Raw genomic sequence first — 19,316 nt, 5'->3', positions numbered from 1 at the left:
AACCGCCGAGCGTGCCGTCATCATAAAACTTATCGGCGGTTGCGGTCGCGAAGCTCGTCCGACGGGTCGATCATCATGGAGGTGTCGAAACGGCTGTTCGTGCGTTCGACCATGCCGTTGTCGAGCACGCGGAAACGAACTTCCGGGTTGGAGGCAGATATCGCCGTATCGCCGGCATTTGCGTGATCCTGGGTGATCTTTGCAATCGGCGAAGCAGTGTCGCTGAGAATACCGTTTGCAAAGGCGGTAGAGGTTGCGGCAATCAGGGCGAAGGCGGCGATGGTCAGATTTTTGATCATGGTCTAGATCCTCATAACGGGTAACACTGCGACTTGCAGCATCGTGAAAGTAAAACCCCGGATTTTCAGCCACCTGTCGCCGACTATACAAATTTGTAAATCTGCAGGCCCCTGAAATGCCGCAATAAAGCCCGATTTGCGGCGTGATCAGAACCAACCGCCCCATAGAAAAAATCCAATTTTCAGGCAACGTCATCATCCATGAAAATACTTCTTGTAGAAGACGACAATACAACCGGAAACTATATTACGAAGGGGTTGACCTCGGCTGGCCATACGGTCGACTGGGTCAGGGACGGGCGTGACGCACTGGCTGCGGGACTGGATGGGGGATATGACATCGCCGTTGTTGACCGCATGATCCCAGGCCTCGACGGTCTCAATCTGGTCAAGAGTCTGCGTGCGGCTTCGATACGCGTTCCCATCCTTTTTCTGACAGCGATGAGCGGTGTTGATGACCGTGTCGAAGGGCTGGAAGCCGGCGGCGACGACTATCTGGTAAAACCTTTCGCTTTCTCGGAATTGACGGCCAGGATCAATGCTCTCGTTCGGCGGCCGCCCATTGCCACGGAGAAGACGCGCCTGCGTGTCGGCGACCTCGAAATGGACCTCGTCACCAGAACAACGTCGCGCGGGGGGCAGCGGATCGACCTGTTGCCACGCGAGTTCTCGCTTCTGGAACTGCTCATGCGCAACGAAGGTCGAATCCTGACGAAAACGATGTTTCTCGAAAAAATCTGGAACTTCAATTTCGACCCGCAAAGCTCCGTCGTGGAGACACATATCAGCCGGTTGAGGGCGAAAATCGACAAGCCTTTCGATCAGCCGCTTCTGCACACGGTCAAGAACACGGGTTATACGCTTCATGCCCGGCGGTAGCTTTCTGAAGAGCACCGCCGTCAGGCTGGCGGTCATCTACATCGTCCTGTTCGTCACGGCATCGCTTGGCGCGAACATCGCGGCCTATCAGATGGTCGTCAGTTTCCTTGATGAACGCCTGAACGCCAATGTCCAGGAGCGTTATCGGGAGATCGCATCGGCCTTCGACGCACGCGGCCTTCAGGGCGCCGTGGACATGATCGACAACCATGGCCCCGCCATCCGGGGGCAGGAGACCATCTACGCATTGCGCAACCCGGCGGGAGAACTGCTGGCGGGAAGCAATCGGTTTTCGGACACTCCATCCGGTTATTCGATCCTTGAACCTGACGACCATCACGGCAGTGTTTCCCACTACAAGCTTTTCAAGGGTCCCCTGGGGCCGAACACTCTCGTGGTGGGGATCAACTCCGGGGACACCGACGAACTGGCCCGCATCGTTCTCATCAGTTTCGGCTGGGCGACCGCGATCGTTCTTTCCATGGGAATGGCGGGGGCCGCCATATTGGCGTATCGAACGCGCCACCGCATCTCGTCGCTGACGCAAATTGCCCACGCTATCGGACATGGCGAGCTTTCAAGACGACTTCCGGTGTCGTCACGCATGGATGAAATCGACATATTGTCAGCAGAAATCAATGTTGCTCTGGCAAGACTGGAATCCAGCGTCGCAGCATTGAAGCAGGTAACGACCGACGTCGCCCATGACCTCAAGACCCCGATCGGCCGGACATTCCTCGTGCTGGAGGATGCACTCAATGCGCATGCGGTAGACGAGATGAGGATCGGTGTCGAGACCGCTCTTGAGGAGTTGCGGTCCATAGCCAATACGTTCGACGCTCTTCTGCGGATCGCCCAGATCGAAGCGCGAAGCAGAACGGCTCGATTCACCGCCTTCGATCTTTGCGATGTCGTCGGCGAAATCTACGAAACCTACGAGGTTATCGCGGCAGAGGAAGGCTATCAGCTGACGATGCGCGATGCCGTAAACGGCGGCTGGATCAATGGCGACCCTGATCTCATTCGCCAATTATTGACGAACCTGTTGTCCAACGCCATGCGACACACCCCCGTCGGATCAAGAATTTGGCTCGACGTATCGCGCGAGGACGGACAGGTCCTGTTAAATATCGCCGATAACGGGCCGGGCATTTCAGATGAAGACCGGGCGCAGGTGTTCGACCGGTTCTATCGCGTCGAAAAAAGCAGAACCACCGCGGGATCCGGCCTTGGCCTGAGCCTTGTCAAAGCCATAGCGGAATTACACGGTGCCGCCGTGACGCTTGCGGACAACAATCCCGGTTTGCGCGTGGTTGTTCGGTTTCAGGAACTGCGCGCGTGAGGCAGGCTTTGGTTTGCTTCTTTTCGAACGCCTGCGTAAACCGCATGCCATCCCGCTGCAGCCTTCCAGTCTTCCGAAAGGCTGCACCCTAACAGACCGAATATGACGGGCTATGCCAGATATTTCCGGAAGAAATCCGTTGTCCGTCCCCAGGCGAGATCGGCCGCCGCCTTGTCGTAACGCGCCGAGGACGTGTCATTGTTGAAGGCGTGGTTGACGCCGTCATAGACGAAGATTTCAAAGGTCTTGCCGTTTTCCTCCAGCGCCTTTTTATAGGTATCGATACCGGCATTGATGCGCTCGTCGAGACCCGCATAATGCAAAAGCAGCGGCGCCTTTATGGCCGGCACATCGGCCGCCGGGGCCTGCTGGCCGTAATAGGCGACGCCGGCATTGAGGCCTGCCGATTTGGTGGCGAAACGGTTGACCAGCCCGCCGCCCCAGCAGAAACCGACTGCACCGACCTTGCCATTCGCCCCCCGCCTTGCGGCAAGCCATACCCGGCCCGCTTCGGCATTGGCGACGGTCGCATCCATGTCGAGACCACTGAACATCTGCCGCGCCTTTTCCTCATCGGCTGGCGTACCGCCCTGCGGCGAGAGGAAATCGACAGCAAGCGCCCGGAAGCCGGCAAGCGCCACCCGTCTCGCCACATCACGGATATGGTCGTTCAGACCGCGGTTCTCGTGGATGACGATGACAGAGCCGATGGGGCCAGAGGCCGATTTCGGTGTAACGAGGTAAGCCTTCATCTCGCCACCGGGGGCGGGATAGGTGACCTCCTCGGCGACGATCCTGTCGTCATCGGCCGCGATGACGGCAGCACGGGCGCTGTTGGCTGAAAGAAGCGGGGCGATGGCCGCAGCAGCCGCACCCGACCCAGCCAGCACGGTGAGTTTTTCCATGAATTTACGGCGGTCGAGGCTGAGATGGGTATATTCATCGTAAGCGTCGATCATGGCCTGCGTGATCTTGGGCTTGTCCATCGCTTTATCCTCCTTGAACGCGCGGATGCGGAAGGATAGCGCAGATCGCAGGGCGGGGAATGAGGCGGGGGCAAGCGGCGTCACACATTTGCGTGAGCGCCGCAAACCGGGTTTTCCAATCAGGCGGCGAGGTCCACGACGATACGGCCGTCGATCTTGCCCTCTTCCATGCGGTGGAAGATATCGTTGATGTTTTCGAGCTTGTCCCAGGAGAAGTGGGCGGCAACCTTGCCTTCACCGGCAAAGGTCAGCGCCTCCTCCAGATCCTGCCGCGTGCCGACGATGGAGCCGCGCACCGTGATGCGCTTCAGCACCGTGTCGAACACCGGAATGGAGATGAAGCCCGGCGGCAGGCCGACAAGCGCCATGGTGCCCTTGGAGCGCAGGAAGCCGTAAGCCTGCTCCATGGCCTTGGGCGACACCGCCGTCACCAGCGCGCCATGGACGCCGCCGGTCGCCTTCTGCACCTGCTCCACCGCGTCAGGCGCGCGGCCATTGACGGTGACATCGGCCCCGAGCTTTTTCGCGAGCGCCAGCTTGTCGTCGAAAATATCGGCGGCAACGACATGCATCCCCATGGCCTTGGCATATTGCACGGCCATGTGGCCAAGCCCGCCAATGCCTGAAATGACCACCCACTCACCGGGCCTGACTTCGGTTTCCTTCAAGCCCTTATAGACCGTGACACCGGCGCACAGCACGGGTGCGGCGGGGCCGAAGTCGAGATTGTCAGGCAGGCGGCCGACGAATTTCGGATCGGCGAGGCCATATTCGGCAAAGCTGCCATTGACGGAATAGCCGGAATTCTTCTGGCTCGGGCACAGCGTTTCCCAGCCGGTGCGGCAGGGGATGCAGCATCCGCAGGCGGTGTAGAGCCAGGGCGTGCCCGCACGGTCGCCTTCCTTGATGCCGGTGACGCCGGCACCGATCTTGGCGACATAACCGACGCCTTCGTGGCCGGGGATGAAGGGCGGGTTGGGTTTTACCGGCCAGTCGCCCGTTGCGGCGTGCAGGTCGGTGTGGCAAATGCCCGTCGCCTTGTAGTTGATGAGAATTTCACCGGGGCCGGGATCCGGTATCGCCACTTCCTCGATGGTCAGCGGTTTTCCAAACCCGCGGACGACGGCTGCCTTCATTGTCTTAGCCATGACATACTCCCTAATCTCTGCTCGCCTGAAATCCTCGACGGCGAGGCAGAGATTAACGGGGATGGGGCGTCATGGAATTGACCCATCGCAAATCGAAGCATTTTGCGAGGCGGGATTGTCTCACTTATGAGGCAACCTCACGGTGCTGATTTATTCCAGCGCCAACCATATGGCGAGCCATGCCCACAGGCAGACGACCAGTGCGAAGCCGATGCCGAACAATGCCCCACGCTGGCGCAGGCGGTTGCTGGTGACGTGGACATAGGAATGGGCATAACGCGAGAGCACGAACAGCCATGCCAGAACAACGGTGACGATATTGTCCGCATCTGTGATGTAAAGCAGCAGGCAGGCGATGTGAAACAGCACCGGCAATTCGAACTGGTTGGCGATGTTACGGTTCACCAGATGGCTTTCGCGCGCCTCCTCGCCCCGGTCGCGCAGCTTGATCGCCGATTCGCGATCCTTGAAGGTGTATTTGTTGCGCCGGATGATCAGAAGCCCGTAAAGGCAGAAGACCAGAAAGACATGGGCGATCATCGGCCAGAACATTGCGGTCGTGGGTGACATGCTTTCTTCTCCAATCATGAAAACGCTCCCCGATCCGGCATGAATCGGGGAGCGCCAAATACTCGGTATCCTTTTACGGATTCGCCTCGAAAGATCAAACCGCGCCGGGGTAGTTCGGGCTTTCGCGGGTGATCGTCACGTCATGGGCGTGGCTTTCACGCAGGCCCGCGCTGGAGATGCGAACGAAGGTGGCGCGCTCCTGGAATTCCTTGATGTTGCTGCCGCCGACATAACCCATGGCGGCCTTCAGGCCGCCGGCGAGCTGATGCAGAACGCCGGAGACCGGGCCCTTATAGGGAACCTGACCTTCAATGCCTTCAGGCACGAGCTTCAGCGTATCGCGCACTTCCGCCTGGAAATAACGGTCGGCGGAACCGCGCGCCATGGCGCCAACGGAGCCCATGCCGCGATAGGCCTTGAAGGAACGGCCCTGATACAGGAACACTTCGCCCGGGCTTTCATCCGTGCCGGCAAGCAGCGAGCCGATCATGACGGCGGAAGCGCCGGCGGCGATTGCCTTGGCCAGATCGCCCGAAAACTTGATGCCGCCATCGGCGATGACGGGGATATCAGCGGCATTGGCGACTTCAACCGACGACATGATGGCCGCGAGCTGCGGAACGCCGACACCGGCGACGATGCGGGTGGTGCAGATGGAGCCGGGGCCGATGCCGACCTTGACGCCATCGGCGCCGGCATCGATCAGCGCCTTGGTGCCGTCAGCGGTGGCGACATTGCCGGCGATGATGCGAACCGAGTTCGACATCTTCTTCACCTGCGAGACGGCATCCAGCACGCGCTGCGAATGGCCATGCGCGGTATCGACGACCAGAAGGTCGACGCCGGCATCGATGAGGCGCTCGGCGCGCTCGATGGCATCTGCACCGACGCTGATGGCGGCGGCGGCGCGAAGACGGCCCTGCGCATCCTTGGTGGCGTTGGGGTTGAGCTGCGACTTCTCAATATCCTTGACGGTGATGAGGCCGACGCAATTGCCCTTGGCATCCACCACCAGCAGCTTTTCAATGCGGTGCTTGTGCAGCAGGCGGCGCGCTTCCTGCTGGTCGACGCTGCTTTCCTTGACCGTGACCAGATTTTCGCGGGTCATCAGTTCATAGATCTTCTGCTGCGGATCGGAGGCAAAGCGCACATCGCGGTTGGTCAGAATGCCAACGAGGCGGCCGTTCTTGTGGCCGCCGGAACCGCCGTTTTCAACCACCGGAATACCGGAAATGCCATGCGCCTTCATCAAGGCCTGTGCTTCGGCAAGCGTCGCATCCGGGCCGATGGTGACCGGGTTGACGACCATGCCGCTTTCGAACTTCTTCACCTGCCGAACTTCTTCGGCCTGTTCGATGGGGGTCAGGTTGCGGTGGATGACGCCGATACCGCCAGCCTGGGCCATGGCAATGGCGAGGCGGCCTTCGGTGACCGTATCCATGGCGGAAGAGAGGATCGGCAGGTTGAGATCGATATCGCGGGCAATACGGGTGGCGATATTCGTCTGTCCCGGCATGACTTCGGAATGCCCGGGTTGCAGCAACACATCGTCAAATGTGAGAGCGTCCAAACCAGTGGGTGTTTGAATGATGCGTGCCATGACCAAATTCCTTCATACTGAAAATGCGTGGCCGTTCCGGAACGAAAAGTTCACCCCGGCGCCCTGCAAGGATTGCTTGGAAGTTGGCGAGGGCTGGTAACACGTTCATGACAGGAAGGGAATAGAAAAAACCCGGAATAACCTTCCGGGCTTTCTCTGTTGCTGCGTTGCAGCAGATATCAGATGTCGAACTGGTAGGATTTCGGCACGAAACGGTAACCCGTATCCAGCTTTTCCGCGTAACCGACAGAAGGGAAAGGCATGTGATAACCGAGGAAAGGCAGCCGGTCGGTGGCGATCATGTCATAGACCTTCTTGCGGGTCGCGGCGGCGGCCGCCTTGTCCATGTCGAACTTTACTTCCCAGTCCGGCTTCTGCAGGGAGAGGACGAAATGGTTGGCCGTATCCGCCGTCAGGATCAGCTGTTTGCCTTCCGATTCGACACGGAAAATCATGTGGCCCGGCGAATGGCCGAAAGCCGCCACGCTGGTAATCCCGGAAACGACACTGGCGCCATCGCCGATGAAGGTCGCCTTTTCCGCCAGCGGCTTGACGTTGGTGAGAACGCCCTTGTGACCGCCTTCGGCCGGCGTGCCGACGCGCTTCTCATCCGTCCAGAAGTCATATTCCGCCTGGCCGAACACATAACGCGCCTTCGAAAAGGCCGGAGCGCCCTTCTCCATCAGCCCGCCAATGTGGTCGCCATGCATATGGGTCAGCACCACCACGGTCACGTCCTCGGGCGTATAACCGGCCGCAGCCATGCCTTCGGTCAGGCGGCCATTGCCGGCGCCGCGGCCAGCCTCGCCGAAACCCGTATCGAACAGTACGAGATCGGAGCCGGTATTGACGAGAACCGGCGAGAAGGAATTAACGAACTGATCCTTCGGCAGAAAATTGTCTTCCAGCAATTTGCCCACGGTCTCGGCCGACTGGTCCGTGCCGAAGGTCTCTCCCGGATTGGGCGCGGCGCGCGAGCCGTCCTTGACGACGAGCACCTCGAAGTTGCCGAGCTTGAAGCGGTTGGTTTCAGGCGGCATGGCGTGTTTTATCTCCATGGAGGTCTGCGGCTGGCTGGTCTGGGCGTCTGCACTGCGCACCATCAATAGCGGCGCGCCGAGAACGGTTGCGCCGGCCGCACCGATGAGGCCGCGTCTGCTCATGCTCAAGGATTGGGTCATCATCTTGTCTCCGATATCGCCAACTGGCCGTGATCGCCAACTGAACTCACCCAACGGACAATAGAGCGAGAAAGTTGCAAGAAAACCGGCCTCACGCAGGTTTGATCGGAACTTGAGAAATTGATAATTAACGTGTTGGCAAGCCCGCCTATCAGGCGTAGGAGGAACGGCGATATCCCTTGTCGCAGCGGAAAGCCGCAGGCAGCCTCATGAACCGCATCATTCCCCTCATCCTGGCAGTCGCTCTCTTCATGGAGCAGATGGACTCCACCGTCATCGCAACCTCGCTTCCGGCGATTGCCGCCGACCTCCATGTCGGCCCGATCACGCTCAAGCTCGCACTGACCGCCTATATGGTGGCGCTGGCGATCTTCATTCCCATCAGCGGCTGGATGGCCGACAAATATGGCGCGAAGAAAATCTTCCGTTTCGCCATCGCCGTCTTCGTGGTGGGCTCGATCTGCTGCGCGGTTTCCTCCTCGGTGTTCGAATTCGTACTTTCGCGTTTCCTGCAGGGCATGGGCGGTGCAATGATGACGCCCGTCGGCCGCCTCGTGCTTTTGCGCACGACCAAGCGCAGCGAACTCGTCTCCGCCATGGCGCTGCTGACCATACCGGGGCTGGTCGGGCCGCTCACCGGTCCGCCGATCGGCGGCTTCATCACCACCTATTTTTCATGGCACTGGATTTTCCTGATCAACGTGCCGATCGGCATTATCGGCATCTGGCTGTCGACGATCTTCCTGCCGGAAATCGAAACCACCAATCCGCCGCCGATGGACGGCAAGGGGTTCGTTCTGTCAGGCATCGCCGCCTCGGGCGTCGTATTCGGCGTGTCGGTGGTCAGCCTTCCGGCCCTGCCGCCCGCCATCGGTATCGCCTCGACGATCATCGGGTTTATCTGCGGTTTTCTTTACATGCGCCATGCCGCACGCCACCCCGCACCCATTCTGGATTTCCGGATTTTCCAGAACGCAACCTTCCGGGCGGCCTCCGTCGGCGGCACCGTTTTCCGCATTTCCACCGGCGCCATCCCCTTCCTGATGCCGCTGATGTTGCAGATCGGTTTCGGGCTCAACCCGTTCCAGTCGGGCATGATCACCTTTGCCGGCGCAATCGGGGCAATCACCACCAAGTTCATGGCCAAGCGGGTGTTCGCGGCGACCGGTTTCCGCTCGACGCTGATCGGGGCCGGCATTGTCGGCGCCTGCACGACGCTTGCCAACAGCTTCTTTACGCCGGAAACGCCCTATCCGCTGATCATGATCTTCCTCGTCACGGCGGGATTTGCACGGTCCTTCTTCTTTACCGGATCGAACGCGCTCAGCTATTCCGATATCGAGGACAGCCAGGCCAGCCAGGCGACCTCGATGTCATCCGTGCTGCAGCAGATCAGCCTGGCGCTCGGCGTTGCCTTCGCCGCTTCCATTCTGGAAGTCAGCAGCATGATGTCGGGCACGCATCTGCAGCTTGCCGATTTCCACATCGCTTTCACCATCGTCGCACTGGTGTCGCTATTCGCCATCGTGCCGATCATCCGCATGGACAGCAATGCAGGGGCGGCCGTCTCCGGCCACCGCGGCAAGGTCTCGCAACCGGCGGAGTGATCAGTTTTCGGAAGCCTCTTCGGCTTCCGCATCGACGTGCGGTTCGCTCTTGCGGCCCTTGAAGTGCTTGGCAAGCAGGAACATTTCCACCGATTCCGAGCGCGACGAGGCCGGCTTGATGTGCAGAACCTGCTTGAAGTTCTTCTTCAGCATGTCGAGCAGCTGCTTTTCCGTGCCGCCCTGGAAGGTCTTGGCAAGGAAATGGCCGCCCTCCGCCAGCACCTGAACGGCGAAATCGGCCGCGACTTCGCACAGATGCATGGTGCGGATATGGTCGGTCTTCTGGTGCCCGGTGGTCGGCGCAGCCATGTCCGACAGCACCAGATCGGGCGTGCCACCGACAGCTTCCATCAGCTTTTCCGGCGCGCTCGGATCAAGGAAGTCGAGCTGCAGAATTTTAACCCCGGGAATGGGATCGATCTCGAGGAAATCGATGGCCGCGACGCGAATGTCGTCCTCGGTGGAATCCGTCACCTTGGAGGCGATCTGCGACCAGCTTCCGGGTGCGGCGCCAAGGTCGATGATGCGGGTCGCGCCTTTCAAAATCTGGTGCTTGTCGTTGATTTCCAGCAGCTTGAAGGCGGCGCGGGCGCGATAGCCTTCAAGCTTCGCGCGCTGCACATAGGGGTCATTGATATGACGCTCCAGCCAGCGGCGCGAGGAGGCCTTGAGTTTGGTCTTCTTGACCTTCTGGCCGATCTTGCGGCCGGTGCGGTTGTTGCTTGTCGGCGCCTTGCTCATGTCAAACCTTCCGTCCTGTCCTGCCTTGCCATTTGCATGCGCCTTATCCGGTTGCGCCGCCATGCGCCATCATCTGCCATCATATCCGTCAGCAGCCCTTCACGCAGGCCACGATCGGCCACCCGCATGCGGCGCGCCGGCCAGCGGCGGCGAATGGCCTCGAGAATGGCGCAGCCGGCCAGAACCAGATCGGCCCTGTCAGGCCCGATGCAGGCATTGGCGGCGCGGCCCGCGAAATCCCAGGCCAGAAGCTTGTCCTGCATGGCCGTCACCTCGGCGTCCGACAGCCACAGGCCATCCACCTTGCGGCGATCATATCGCGGCAGATCAAGGTGAACACCCGCGAGTGTCGTCACCGTGCCCGAAGTTCCGATCAGATGAAAATCCTCGTGATGGGTCTGCGGCGCCAGAGGCGGGCAATGGAAGGCATCGAGCAGCCCTTCGACCTCCCGCACCATGGCGGCAAAGACATCCGGCGTCACATCGCGGCCGCCATGACGTTCCGAAAGCGTGACGACGCCGACCGGCAGCGAGGTCCAGTGGGTGATGTGATTGGCAAGCCGGTTCGAGCGGTTTTCGCCGACCTTGATGACCGCGATTTCCGACGATCCGCCGCCGATATCGAACAGCACGACGGAGCGGGCTTCGCGACCGACGAGAGAGGCGCAGCCCGAAACCGCAAGGCGGGCTTCCGTTTCGCGGCTGATGATTTCAAGCTTCAGTCCGGTTTCGCGCGTGACACGCGCCAGAAACTCCTCGCCATTTGACGCTGCGCGGCAGGCCTCGGTGGCGATGAGCCGCATGCGCCTTATCGGGCGGCCGGAGAGTTTTGCCGAGCAGACCTTGAGCGCTTCGACGGCGCGGTCCATCGCATCATCGGAAAGGCGGCCGCTGGATACCAGCCCCTCGCCCAGCCTGACGATGCGCGAAAAGGCATCGACAACCCGAAATTGACCGGGCCGCGTCGGCTGCGCGATCAGCAGGCGGCAATTATTGGTGCCGAGATCGAGCGCCGCATACATATCGGCCGGCGGCTCCTGGCTTTGCTCATGCTGGCGACCGGCGTGGCGGGCGGAGATTTCGGATTGCCGGTGCGGTTCATGCCCGGCCCCGTTGGCGCGGCCATTCTGCTTGCCGACATGTTTCGGCGCATGGGTGGGAACCAGCGGACGGCCCTGTGGGTCGCGGCTGCGCGGATCGCGGTGCCCACGCTTGCGGTGGCGCGACTTTCGCCCGCCGCCCGGCGGCACGGAGGAAGGATTGGCCACATCGGTTGCGGCTGGAGCCTGGGCCTGCACGGTGGAGGATGGGGCAGCCTGCTGAGACGTGCCCTTGCCGCGAGAGCGCCGGCGGCGCTTTCTCTTGCGCGGCTCGGCATCCGGCTCAAGAGCCGATACATAGGAGGAACCGGCCGGAACATCCGCGGCAACATCATGCGACAGCACAGCAGCGTCACGGGGCTGACCGTCACGCTTGTGTTTCTTGCCACGACGGGATCGCTTCGCTTTCCCTTTGTTCGCCACCGACGCCCCTTGTTCCGACGGCTTTGGGCCGTTTCCGGGGTCGATCACTGTCTTGTCCATTTCGCCGCGCACAAGCGTAGACGCTATGCTGCTGGCTTTCATAAGGTTTCGTTGGGCGGACAATACCAGCGCAAGCGATTTTAGCCAAATGGTTTTTGCCGGGCGGCGTGTGGCAAAGGCTCATGCATCACCAGGGTTGCGTGGAGACCACCATGGACAAGGCGATGATTTTGAGGATTTTCGCAAATCGGGAACGGGCGTGCGCAGCGCGGGGGCGGCTCCGCAGGCATGAACAGACGAGGCTGGAGAGAAAATATTCCCCTCTCCCGGTAAGTCCTTGTGACCTATAGACTTATCGGGAGAGGGGAATGGTACGGTTGAGTGGGGTCGAACCACCGACCTCAGGTGCCACAAACCTGCGCTCTAACCAACTGAGCTACAACCGCACATGAAACGCCGAAGCGGCGTCACGGGGGGTGACATAAAAGGTGTTTTCCCCATTTGCAAGTGCCTCTTCGAATTTTGCGAAAAAAGGCTGAGAAAGGCAAGTGCTTTTCGACAGGCTGACCGGGAACGGGAAGCAGGAATGGGCCTGTTGATGTTAACTCTATTTGGCGATTCATCCACCGGGCGGTGGACCCGGCCGCGCTGTGAAGTTATTTAAAATTCTGTTAACGTGATGCCTGGCGGGTTTACGTTTTGCGCTTCATGAGGAAGCCGAAAGCCCGCAAGGTCCGGTAGTGCCAGAATAGGTTTCGACATGCCCGCCGTCCAGTATCCCTTTATCGATATCGCAGTGCATGAACGGGTGCGTGAAGGTTTCGGGCGCGGTGAGGCCATGGCGCTGTTCTCGCTCGACCTTAAAAACGCCCTTTGGGCCAATGGCCGGGGTGCGGCGCTGTTCGGCACGCCGATGGTCTATGATTTTCTGGAACAGGGCCCGAAACCGCAGGACGTGACCTTCCGGCAACTGGCGGCCACGGCGGCGCGGCTTTCCAAAGCGGGCGACAGCCTGCCGTTTACCATTCGCATCACATCGGGTTTCCGTAGCCTGGCCGTTACCGCGCGCGCGGAAATCATCGAGGCCGAGCCCGGCCAGCCCGCCATCCTGTTTTCCGCCCTCACCGACCAGACCGCGCCCGACACGGCCGAATGCGCCCGGCGCATGATCGAAGGTTTTGACGACCCCGATATTCACATGGCGGTTATGAACGGCGAAAACGAGATCATCGCCGCCTCGCCCGGCTTTTCCTCGCTCGGCATTACGCCGCACACGGCGCGGACGCTGGTGAAAATGGCAGCCGGCCAGTCCGGCCATCTCGTCAAACGGCCGGTGCCGACCGGCAAAGGTTATCTGCCCGCCGCCACCGGCCAGATCGCGGCATCGCCTGAACTGAACCTGATGTTCGTGGTCGAAACCGCACTGGGCACACTCGATCCGGTCAATGGTTTTGCCGAAGACAAGGGTTTTGCCGGAGACAAGCCGCAGGAAACGCCAGCCGCCGCCGAGCCCGTCCTGCCGGTTGCGGAGACCGCGCCTGTTGCCTCGACAACCTCCTCTTTCGATTCCGTGCTCGATGCCGTTGCTGGCATCGAGGATGTGGAAGAGGTGCAGGAACTGCCGACCGATCCCGAAGAGGAAGTGGCAGCGCAGCAGGATGAGAACAGCCTTCTGTCATCGCCGGAAAACGGAGCGGAGACCCCGGCGGAGCTTTCTTCGCAGGATGCCGACGCCGCTGCACATGTGGCGATGACCGATGACATCGCCGATCTTTTCGAACTCGATGAGGATGAAGCAAAGGCTCCCTTAACCGAGCGGGCAACCGCCGATGCCCCTGGCGCAGAAGCGCAGGCCGAAGAAATCGCAGTCGTGGACGATGAAATCGTCGAAACCCCGCCGTCAGAGGCTGCTCCTGCGGCGGATGACGAGATAACGGCGGAGACGGAGACCGAGGAGACGGACATCGGCGCTGGCGCAGAGGCGCAGCCTTTTGTTTTCAATGCCGGTGCGCGCGCTTCCCGTTTCGTCTGGAAAATCGATGCGGAAGGGCGCTTCAGCTCGATCTCGCATGAATTTGCGGAAGCCGTCGGCGCCAAGGCAGCCGCGGTGGAAGGCATGGGCTTTGCCGATGTCGCGGCCCTGTTCAATCTCGATCCCGACGGCAAGATCCGTGAGCTTCTCGGCCGTCGCGACACCTGGTCGGGCAAGACGATCTACTGGCCGGTGGAAGGCACATCGCTGATGGTGCCGATCGATCTTGCCGCCCTGCCCACCTATACGCGCTCCCGCGAATTCGACGGTTTCCGCGGTTTCGGCATCGTGCGGCTGGCCGATGCCGCCGAAGATCCGCATGCCACCGGCCTGACATTCCTCGACGGTGAGGAGGCCGATCCGGCAGACGCTTTGCCGCAACCCGCGATCGAGGATGAAAGCCACGAATTGCTGGCCTTTATCGATGAGGATGACGAGGCAGGAGAAGCTTCCGGTTCCATCGGTGACGATGAGGTCCCGGCAACGGGCACCGATGTCGCAGATGATGCATCGGACGTGGTTTCGGCCGAAGACCAGCACCATGATTATACTCCACCGGAACTCGAAGCGCCGGTTGTGGCGCCCGCGCTGGAGCCAGCCTATTCCGACAAGGTCGTCCATCTGGAGGAGCGCCGCTCGCGCTCCCGCGAGGGGCTGACCGCAGGCGAGCAGGCCGCCTTCCGCGAAATCGGCCGGGCCCTGGCGCCGGCGGATGCTGCTTCCGAAGAAAACCGGCAAACGGATGCGGAAGCCATCTCCGCCGAGCCGGCGGGGCAGGACATACAGCCGGACATCATTGCGGATGCGTCCGAAAGCGTACCCGCCGAAACGGAAAACGACGACAAGACGGCCGAACCGGTGGAAGAAGACGATCTTTTCGCCGACTATGTTCGTGGCGAGCAGCCTGCGGCCATTCGCGCTCCGGCTGAAGAAAGCGGCTCAGACGAAAAGCAGGAGGCTGCGGCGGACGAGCGGCCGGCTACCGATATTGCCGCCGCCATGGTCAGCCCGTCCGTTCGCCCGGCAAATGCCTTGACGGCCGAAACGCTGGACCAGATGCCCGTGGCGCTTCTGGTGCATGCCGGCGACAGGCTGATCCACGCCAATCCGGATTTCCTGCGATTGACGGGCTATGGCTCTCTCGCCGAGCTCGAAGAGGTGGGCGGTCTGGAAGCGCTGCTGCAGCGGCAGGAACTGGAGGAGATGCCGGACAACGAAGGTGGCATGGTGGTCGTCAGCGCCGAAAACGACATCATCCCCGTCAAGGCGCGGCTGCAATCCATCCGCTGGGAAGAAACCAAGGCGCTGATGCTGTCGCTGGTGCCGCTTGAGGAAAAGCAGACGCCGGTTGCGGCCGCCAACGAAAATATCGCTGCCGGCGATGCCGAAAATGCGGAAGCAGGCAGCCTCTCCCTGTTGCAGGGCGAAGTGGAGGAGCTGCATTCCATTCTGGAAACGGCCACCGATGGGGTTGTGCTTCTGGGAGACGAAGGCGAAATCCGCTCGCTCAACCGTTCCGCCAGCGCGCTGTTCAACTATGACAATGGTGAAATTGCCGGCAAGCCTTTCGTCACCCTTTTTGCCCATGAGAGCCAGCGCGCCGTGCTGGACTATCTTTCCGGCCTTGCCAATAACGGTGTCGCGAGCGTGCTGAATGACGGCCGCGAAGTGATCGGCCGCGAAGCATCCGGCGGCTTCCTGCCGCTGTTCATGACCATCGGCCGGCTTAAATCCTCGCATGGCTATTGCGCCGTGATCCGTGACATTACCCAGTGGAAGCGCACGGAAGAAGAACTGCGCAACGCCAAGCGCGCGGCGGAAACCGCCAATGCCCACAAGACCGATTTCCTGGCGCGCGTCAGCCACGAAATCCGCACACCGCTCAATGCCATTATCGGCTTTGCCGACATGATGGCGACCGAACGTTTCGGACCGATCGGCCATCCGCGTTATGTCGAATATGCCAATGATATCGGCCGTTCCGGCCGGCATGTGCTCGACATCGTCAATGATCTGCTCGATATCTCCAAGATCGAGGCCGGGCAGATGGATGTGGATTTCGTCGCCGTGCCGCTCAATGAAACGGTGGCCGAGGCGGTCTCGCTGGTGCAGCCGCAGGCCAACAACCAGCGTGTCATCATCCGCACCGCGCTTGCGCAATCCGTGCCGCAGATCGTCGCCGACCTGCGCTCGATCAAGCAGATCGTGCTGAACATCCTGTCGAACGCCATCCGCTTCACACCGTCCGGCGGCCAGATCGTGGTGTCCACGGCCTATGAGGCCAATGGCAGCGTATCGTTGCGCATCCGCGACACCGGCATCGGCATGACGCGGGCGGAACTGGAACAGGCGATGAAACCGTTCCGGCAAGTGGCATCCTCGACAAAGCGTGTGCGCGGCGACGGCACCGGGCTTGGACTGCCGCTGACGAAAGCCATGGTGGACGCCAACCGCGCGAATTTCTCCATCACTTCCACGCCGAATGAAGGCACGCTGGTGGAAATCACCTTTCCGTCGCAGCGGGTTCTTGCCAACTGAGGCCATGCGGGCGTAGCAATGCGGAAGCCACCGGCACAATGGTCGCCGGTTGAGGCCTTTGCACGACAGTAGACTGGCATGTCCATGACGGTTTCCCTTCCGGCAACAAGACGCTTCTCGGTGTTGCCCATCACTGCGGTCATCGTCGCGGCCATTGCCGCCATGCCCATTCTGGCAATTTTCTGGCTGGCGCTGACGGGCAGCACGGAGGGATGGCAACATCTTCTCGCCAATGTCCTGCCGCGCGCCGGGTTTCGCACCTTCCTGCTGTTGGGGATGACGGCCGCGACGACGGCGTTTTTCGGGATCGTCTGCGCCTGGCTTGTGACGACATTCGAATTTCCGCTGCGGCGGCTATTGTCCGCGGCACTTGTGCTGCCGCTCGCCATCCCCTCCTATCTCGCCGCATACGCGTTCGGCGAATTTCTCGACTTTACCGGCCCGGTGCAGAGCGCGTTGCGCGCCGCCTTCGGTTATCACAGCATCCGCGATTACTGGTTTCCGGACATACGCTCGCTTGGCGGTGCTGTTATCGTTCTGAGTTCGGTACTTTATCCTTACGTCTATCTCTCGGCCCGGGCCGCCTTTTCCATGCAGGGGCGGTTTGCGGCCGAAGCGGCCCGCACGCTCGGCGCAAAGCCGCTGAATGTGTTCTTCTCCGTGCAATTGCCAATGGCGCGGCCGGCCATCGCCATCGGCCTGTCGTTGGTCCTGATGGAGACGCTGAACGATATCGGCGCCGTCGAATATCTCGGCGTCCAGACGCTGACCTTCACCATTTACGAGACCTGGCTCAATCGCGGCAATCTCGCCAATGCGACGCAGATCGCCGCCGTCATCCTCGTCATCGTCGGCGCGCTGATCGTCATCGAACGCAATGCCCGGGAAAAACAGCGCTTCGGCGCGCCGAAAGCGACAAGCATGGCGCAGCGCCACCGGTTGAAGGCGCTCAACGGCTGGCGGCGCTGGTGCGCCAGCCTGTTCTGCCTCGTTCCTATCGCGAGCGGATTTTTCATTCCCGTCATCGTGCTGGGCGGTTACGCCGCCAGGAGGCTCGATGCGCTGTTTGCGCCGAAGCTTCTGAAAGCACTCGGACACAGTCTCGAAGTCTCGCTTTCCGCCGCCTTCGTGACGCTGATTGCCGCTTTCGTGTTCTCCTATGCCATCCGCACCGAGCGCTCGCGCACCTCCAAGGTGGCCGCCCGCTTCGGCTCCATGGGATATGGCGTGCCGGGAACCGTGCTCGCCATCGGCGTGCTTATTCCGCTGGCCAGCCTCGACAATGGCGTCGATGGCTTCATCCGCGCATATTTCGGTTTTTCCACCGGGCTGCTGCTCTCCGGCACCGCCTTCGCCATCATCTACGCCCATGCCGTGCGCTTCATGACCATGGCGGAGGGCACGCTCGATGCCGGTTTCCAGAAGCTTTCGCCGCATATCGACATGGCCTCGCGCACGCTTGGGCGCAACCGGGCACAGACGCTGTTCAAGGTGCTGTTGCCCAATATGCGGCCCGCGGCGCTGACCGCTTTTCTCCTCGTATTGATCGAATCCATGAAGGAACTGCCGGCCACCATCCTGCTCCGGCCTTTCGGCTTCAACACGCTGGCGACGCTGGTTTATGAGGATGCATCGCGTTCAAGGGTGCAGGATGCGGCCGTGCCGGCGATCATCATCATCATCGCCGGGCTTATTCCCGTGCTTCTCGTTTCCAGATCGATGGATCATCCGGAAAACCGCTGAGCCGCGCCCGGTGTCGCGGCAAAAAGAAAGGCGGCCTTTCGGCCGCCTGTATTAGTTGTGCTTTTTTAACGAGAGAAAGGGGGACAACCTCGCCATATGGAAATTATCAATCCCGGCCGTCAGAAATTTGACAACCCTGCGTTAGGTTTACTTTCCGCCAACTCCTATTAACAAGCGGTTAAAACCAAAATCGAGCAATTACCGACGATAATTCCTATTTTGAGACCGTAGAGTCCCAAAACTAAATTACAGGTTTCTAATTTTATTGCGATTTCAACAGTAACGTGAGGAAATCGAAGCAGAGCCGATAATCAGTTGCGGGCGGCGGCGTGCTCGTCCCGCATCCGCTGCAGTTCGGTGCGTTTGGATGTGATGGAGGTAACGATGACGCCGATCGTCACAAGGCCGATGAGGATCGTGCAGATGGCATTGATTTCCGGCGTCACACCGAGACGCACCTGCGAGTAGATCTTGATCGGCAGCGTGGTTGCGCCGGGGCCGGTGGCGAAGCTGGCGATCACCAGATCGTCGAGCGACAGCGTAAACGCCAGCATCCAGCCAGCGATGACGGCGGGGAAGATCAACGGCAGGGTAATGCGGAAGAAGGTCTTCACCGGTGGGCAGCCGAGATCGAGTGCAGCCTCCTCAAGACTGCGGTCGAAGGTGAGCAGGCGCGACTGCACGACGATTGCCACATAACACATGGTAAAGGTTGTGTGGGCGATAACCACCGTCCAGAAACCGCGATCCACCCCGACAGCGACAAACAAAAGCAGCAGCGACAGGCCGGTGATCACTTCCGGCATGACGAGCGGCGCATAGATCATGCCTGAGAACAGCACCCGGCCCGGAAACCGCGCGAACCGCGTCAGCGACAGGGCCGCCAGCGTTCCGAGGATGGTGCCGATGGTGGCGCTTAAGATACCGACACGCAGCGTCACCCAGGCGGCATCCATCAGCCCCTGGTTCGACCACATGGACCTGTACCATTGCAGCGAAAAGCCGCCCCAGACCGTCACCAGCTTGGAGGCATTGAAGGAATAAACGATCAGGATGATGATCGGGATATAGAGGAAGGCAAAACCGAGGGTGAGGACGGTGATGTCGAATTTTCCGCGCTTCATGGC

General features: G+C 60.6%; 14 protein-coding genes and 1 tRNA gene. 5 read left to right on the top strand and 10 right to left on the bottom strand.

Features of this window, described 5'->3' with window-relative positions; all coding sequences use genetic code 11:
* Window positions 1–29: 29 nt before the first annotated feature.
* Window positions 30–299, bottom strand: a complete 270-nt coding sequence (locus tag ACIQUH_RS20455) for a hypothetical protein (protein ID WP_149743620.1) — start codon at window positions 297–299, stop codon at window positions 30–32.
* A gap of 201 nt (window positions 300–500) precedes the next feature.
* On the opposite strand from ACIQUH_RS20455, the gene ACIQUH_RS20450 reads away from it, so the two are divergent.
* Both ACIQUH_RS20450 and ACIQUH_RS20445 read left to right on the top strand, forming a co-directional pair.
* A complete protein-coding gene (locus tag ACIQUH_RS20450; RefSeq protein ID WP_400818289.1) occupies window positions 501–1,178 on the top strand; it encodes a winged helix-turn-helix domain-containing protein in 678 nt (225 codons plus the stop codon).
* Complete coding sequence (locus tag ACIQUH_RS20445) at window positions 1,165–2,520, top strand: ATP-binding protein (protein ID WP_400818287.1); 1,356 nt, start codon at window positions 1,165–1,167, stop codon at window positions 2,518–2,520. Before ACIQUH_RS20450 ends, ACIQUH_RS20445 begins: the two co-directional genes overlap by 14 nt.
* Window positions 2,521–2,630: 110 nt before the next feature.
* On the opposite strand, the gene ACIQUH_RS20440 is transcribed toward ACIQUH_RS20445, so the two are convergent.
* From ACIQUH_RS20440 to ACIQUH_RS20420, 5 genes are all read right to left on the bottom strand, one after another.
* On the bottom strand, window positions 2,631–3,506 hold the full coding sequence (locus ACIQUH_RS20440) for a dienelactone hydrolase family protein (protein WP_400818284.1): 876 nt from the start codon (window positions 3,504–3,506) through the stop codon (window positions 2,631–2,633).
* A 119-nt stretch (window positions 3,507–3,625) separates the two neighbouring features.
* Window positions 3,626–4,654, bottom strand: coding sequence for an alcohol dehydrogenase AdhP (gene adhP, locus ACIQUH_RS20435; RefSeq protein WP_400818281.1), 1,029 nt, complete (start codon window positions 4,652–4,654; stop codon window positions 3,626–3,628).
* Window positions 4,655–4,804: 150 nt separating this feature from the next.
* Window positions 4,805–5,206 carry an MAPEG family protein gene (locus ACIQUH_RS20430; RefSeq protein WP_400818334.1) on the bottom strand — a complete coding sequence of 134 codons (402 nt, stop codon included), beginning with the start codon at window positions 5,204–5,206 and terminating at the stop codon, window positions 4,805–4,807.
* 112 nt (window positions 5,207–5,318) lie between these two features.
* The gene (gene guaB / locus ACIQUH_RS20425; protein ID WP_065654415.1) at window positions 5,319–6,824 is read right to left on the bottom strand and encodes an IMP dehydrogenase; all 1,506 of its coding nucleotides are present in this window, start codon (window positions 6,822–6,824) and stop codon (window positions 5,319–5,321) included.
* Window positions 6,825–7,003: 179 nt separating this feature from the next.
* Complete coding sequence (locus ACIQUH_RS20420; protein WP_400818332.1) at window positions 7,004–8,005, bottom strand: MBL fold metallo-hydrolase; 1,002 nt, start codon at window positions 8,003–8,005, stop codon at window positions 7,004–7,006.
* A 209-nt stretch (window positions 8,006–8,214) separates the two neighbouring features.
* On the opposite strand from ACIQUH_RS20420, the gene ACIQUH_RS20415 reads away from it, so the two are divergent.
* The gene (locus tag ACIQUH_RS20415) at window positions 8,215–9,612 is read left to right on the top strand and encodes an MDR family MFS transporter (protein ID WP_400818278.1); all 1,398 of its coding nucleotides are present in this window, start codon (window positions 8,215–8,217) and stop codon (window positions 9,610–9,612) included.
* Here ACIQUH_RS20415 and ACIQUH_RS20410 read toward each other — a convergent pair whose 3' ends face one another.
* From ACIQUH_RS20410 to ACIQUH_RS20400, 3 genes are all read right to left on the bottom strand, one after another.
* Window positions 9,613–10,353, bottom strand: coding sequence for an RlmE family RNA methyltransferase (locus tag ACIQUH_RS20410; protein ID WP_400818275.1), 741 nt, complete (start codon window positions 10,351–10,353; stop codon window positions 9,613–9,615).
* Window positions 10,350–11,978, bottom strand: a complete 1,629-nt coding sequence (locus ACIQUH_RS20405; RefSeq protein WP_400818273.1) for a Ppx/GppA phosphatase family protein — start codon at window positions 11,976–11,978, stop codon at window positions 10,350–10,352. The genes ACIQUH_RS20410 and ACIQUH_RS20405 overlap by 4 nt, the downstream gene beginning before the upstream one ends.
* A 267-nt stretch (window positions 11,979–12,245) precedes the next feature.
* Window positions 12,246–12,322 (bottom strand) — tRNA-His (locus ACIQUH_RS20400).
* Between the two features lie 314 nt (window positions 12,323–12,636).
* Between ACIQUH_RS20400 and ACIQUH_RS20395 the strand changes: the two genes are divergently transcribed.
* Window positions 12,637–16,446 (top strand): ATP-binding protein, encoded by a 3,810-nt coding sequence (locus tag ACIQUH_RS20395; protein WP_400818271.1) that lies wholly within the window; start codon window positions 12,637–12,639, stop codon window positions 16,444–16,446.
* A 78-nt stretch (window positions 16,447–16,524) separates the two neighbouring features.
* Window positions 16,525–18,189 (top strand): ABC transporter permease, encoded by a 1,665-nt coding sequence (locus ACIQUH_RS20390; protein WP_400818268.1) that lies wholly within the window; start codon window positions 16,525–16,527, stop codon window positions 18,187–18,189.
* A 311-nt stretch (window positions 18,190–18,500) separates the two neighbouring features.
* On the opposite strand, the gene ACIQUH_RS20385 is transcribed toward ACIQUH_RS20390, so the two are convergent.
* Complete coding sequence (locus ACIQUH_RS20385) at window positions 18,501–19,313, bottom strand: ABC transporter permease (RefSeq protein WP_046800630.1); 813 nt, start codon at window positions 19,311–19,313, stop codon at window positions 18,501–18,503.
* Window positions 19,314–19,316: the final 3 nt, after the last annotated feature.

The sequence above is a fragment of the Agrobacterium sp. NPDC090283 genome (assembly GCF_044769685.1).
In the GTDB taxonomy this organism is placed as follows: Bacteria; Pseudomonadota; Alphaproteobacteria; order Rhizobiales; family Rhizobiaceae; genus Agrobacterium.
This window is presented reverse-complemented; position numbering and strand designations above follow the sequence as displayed.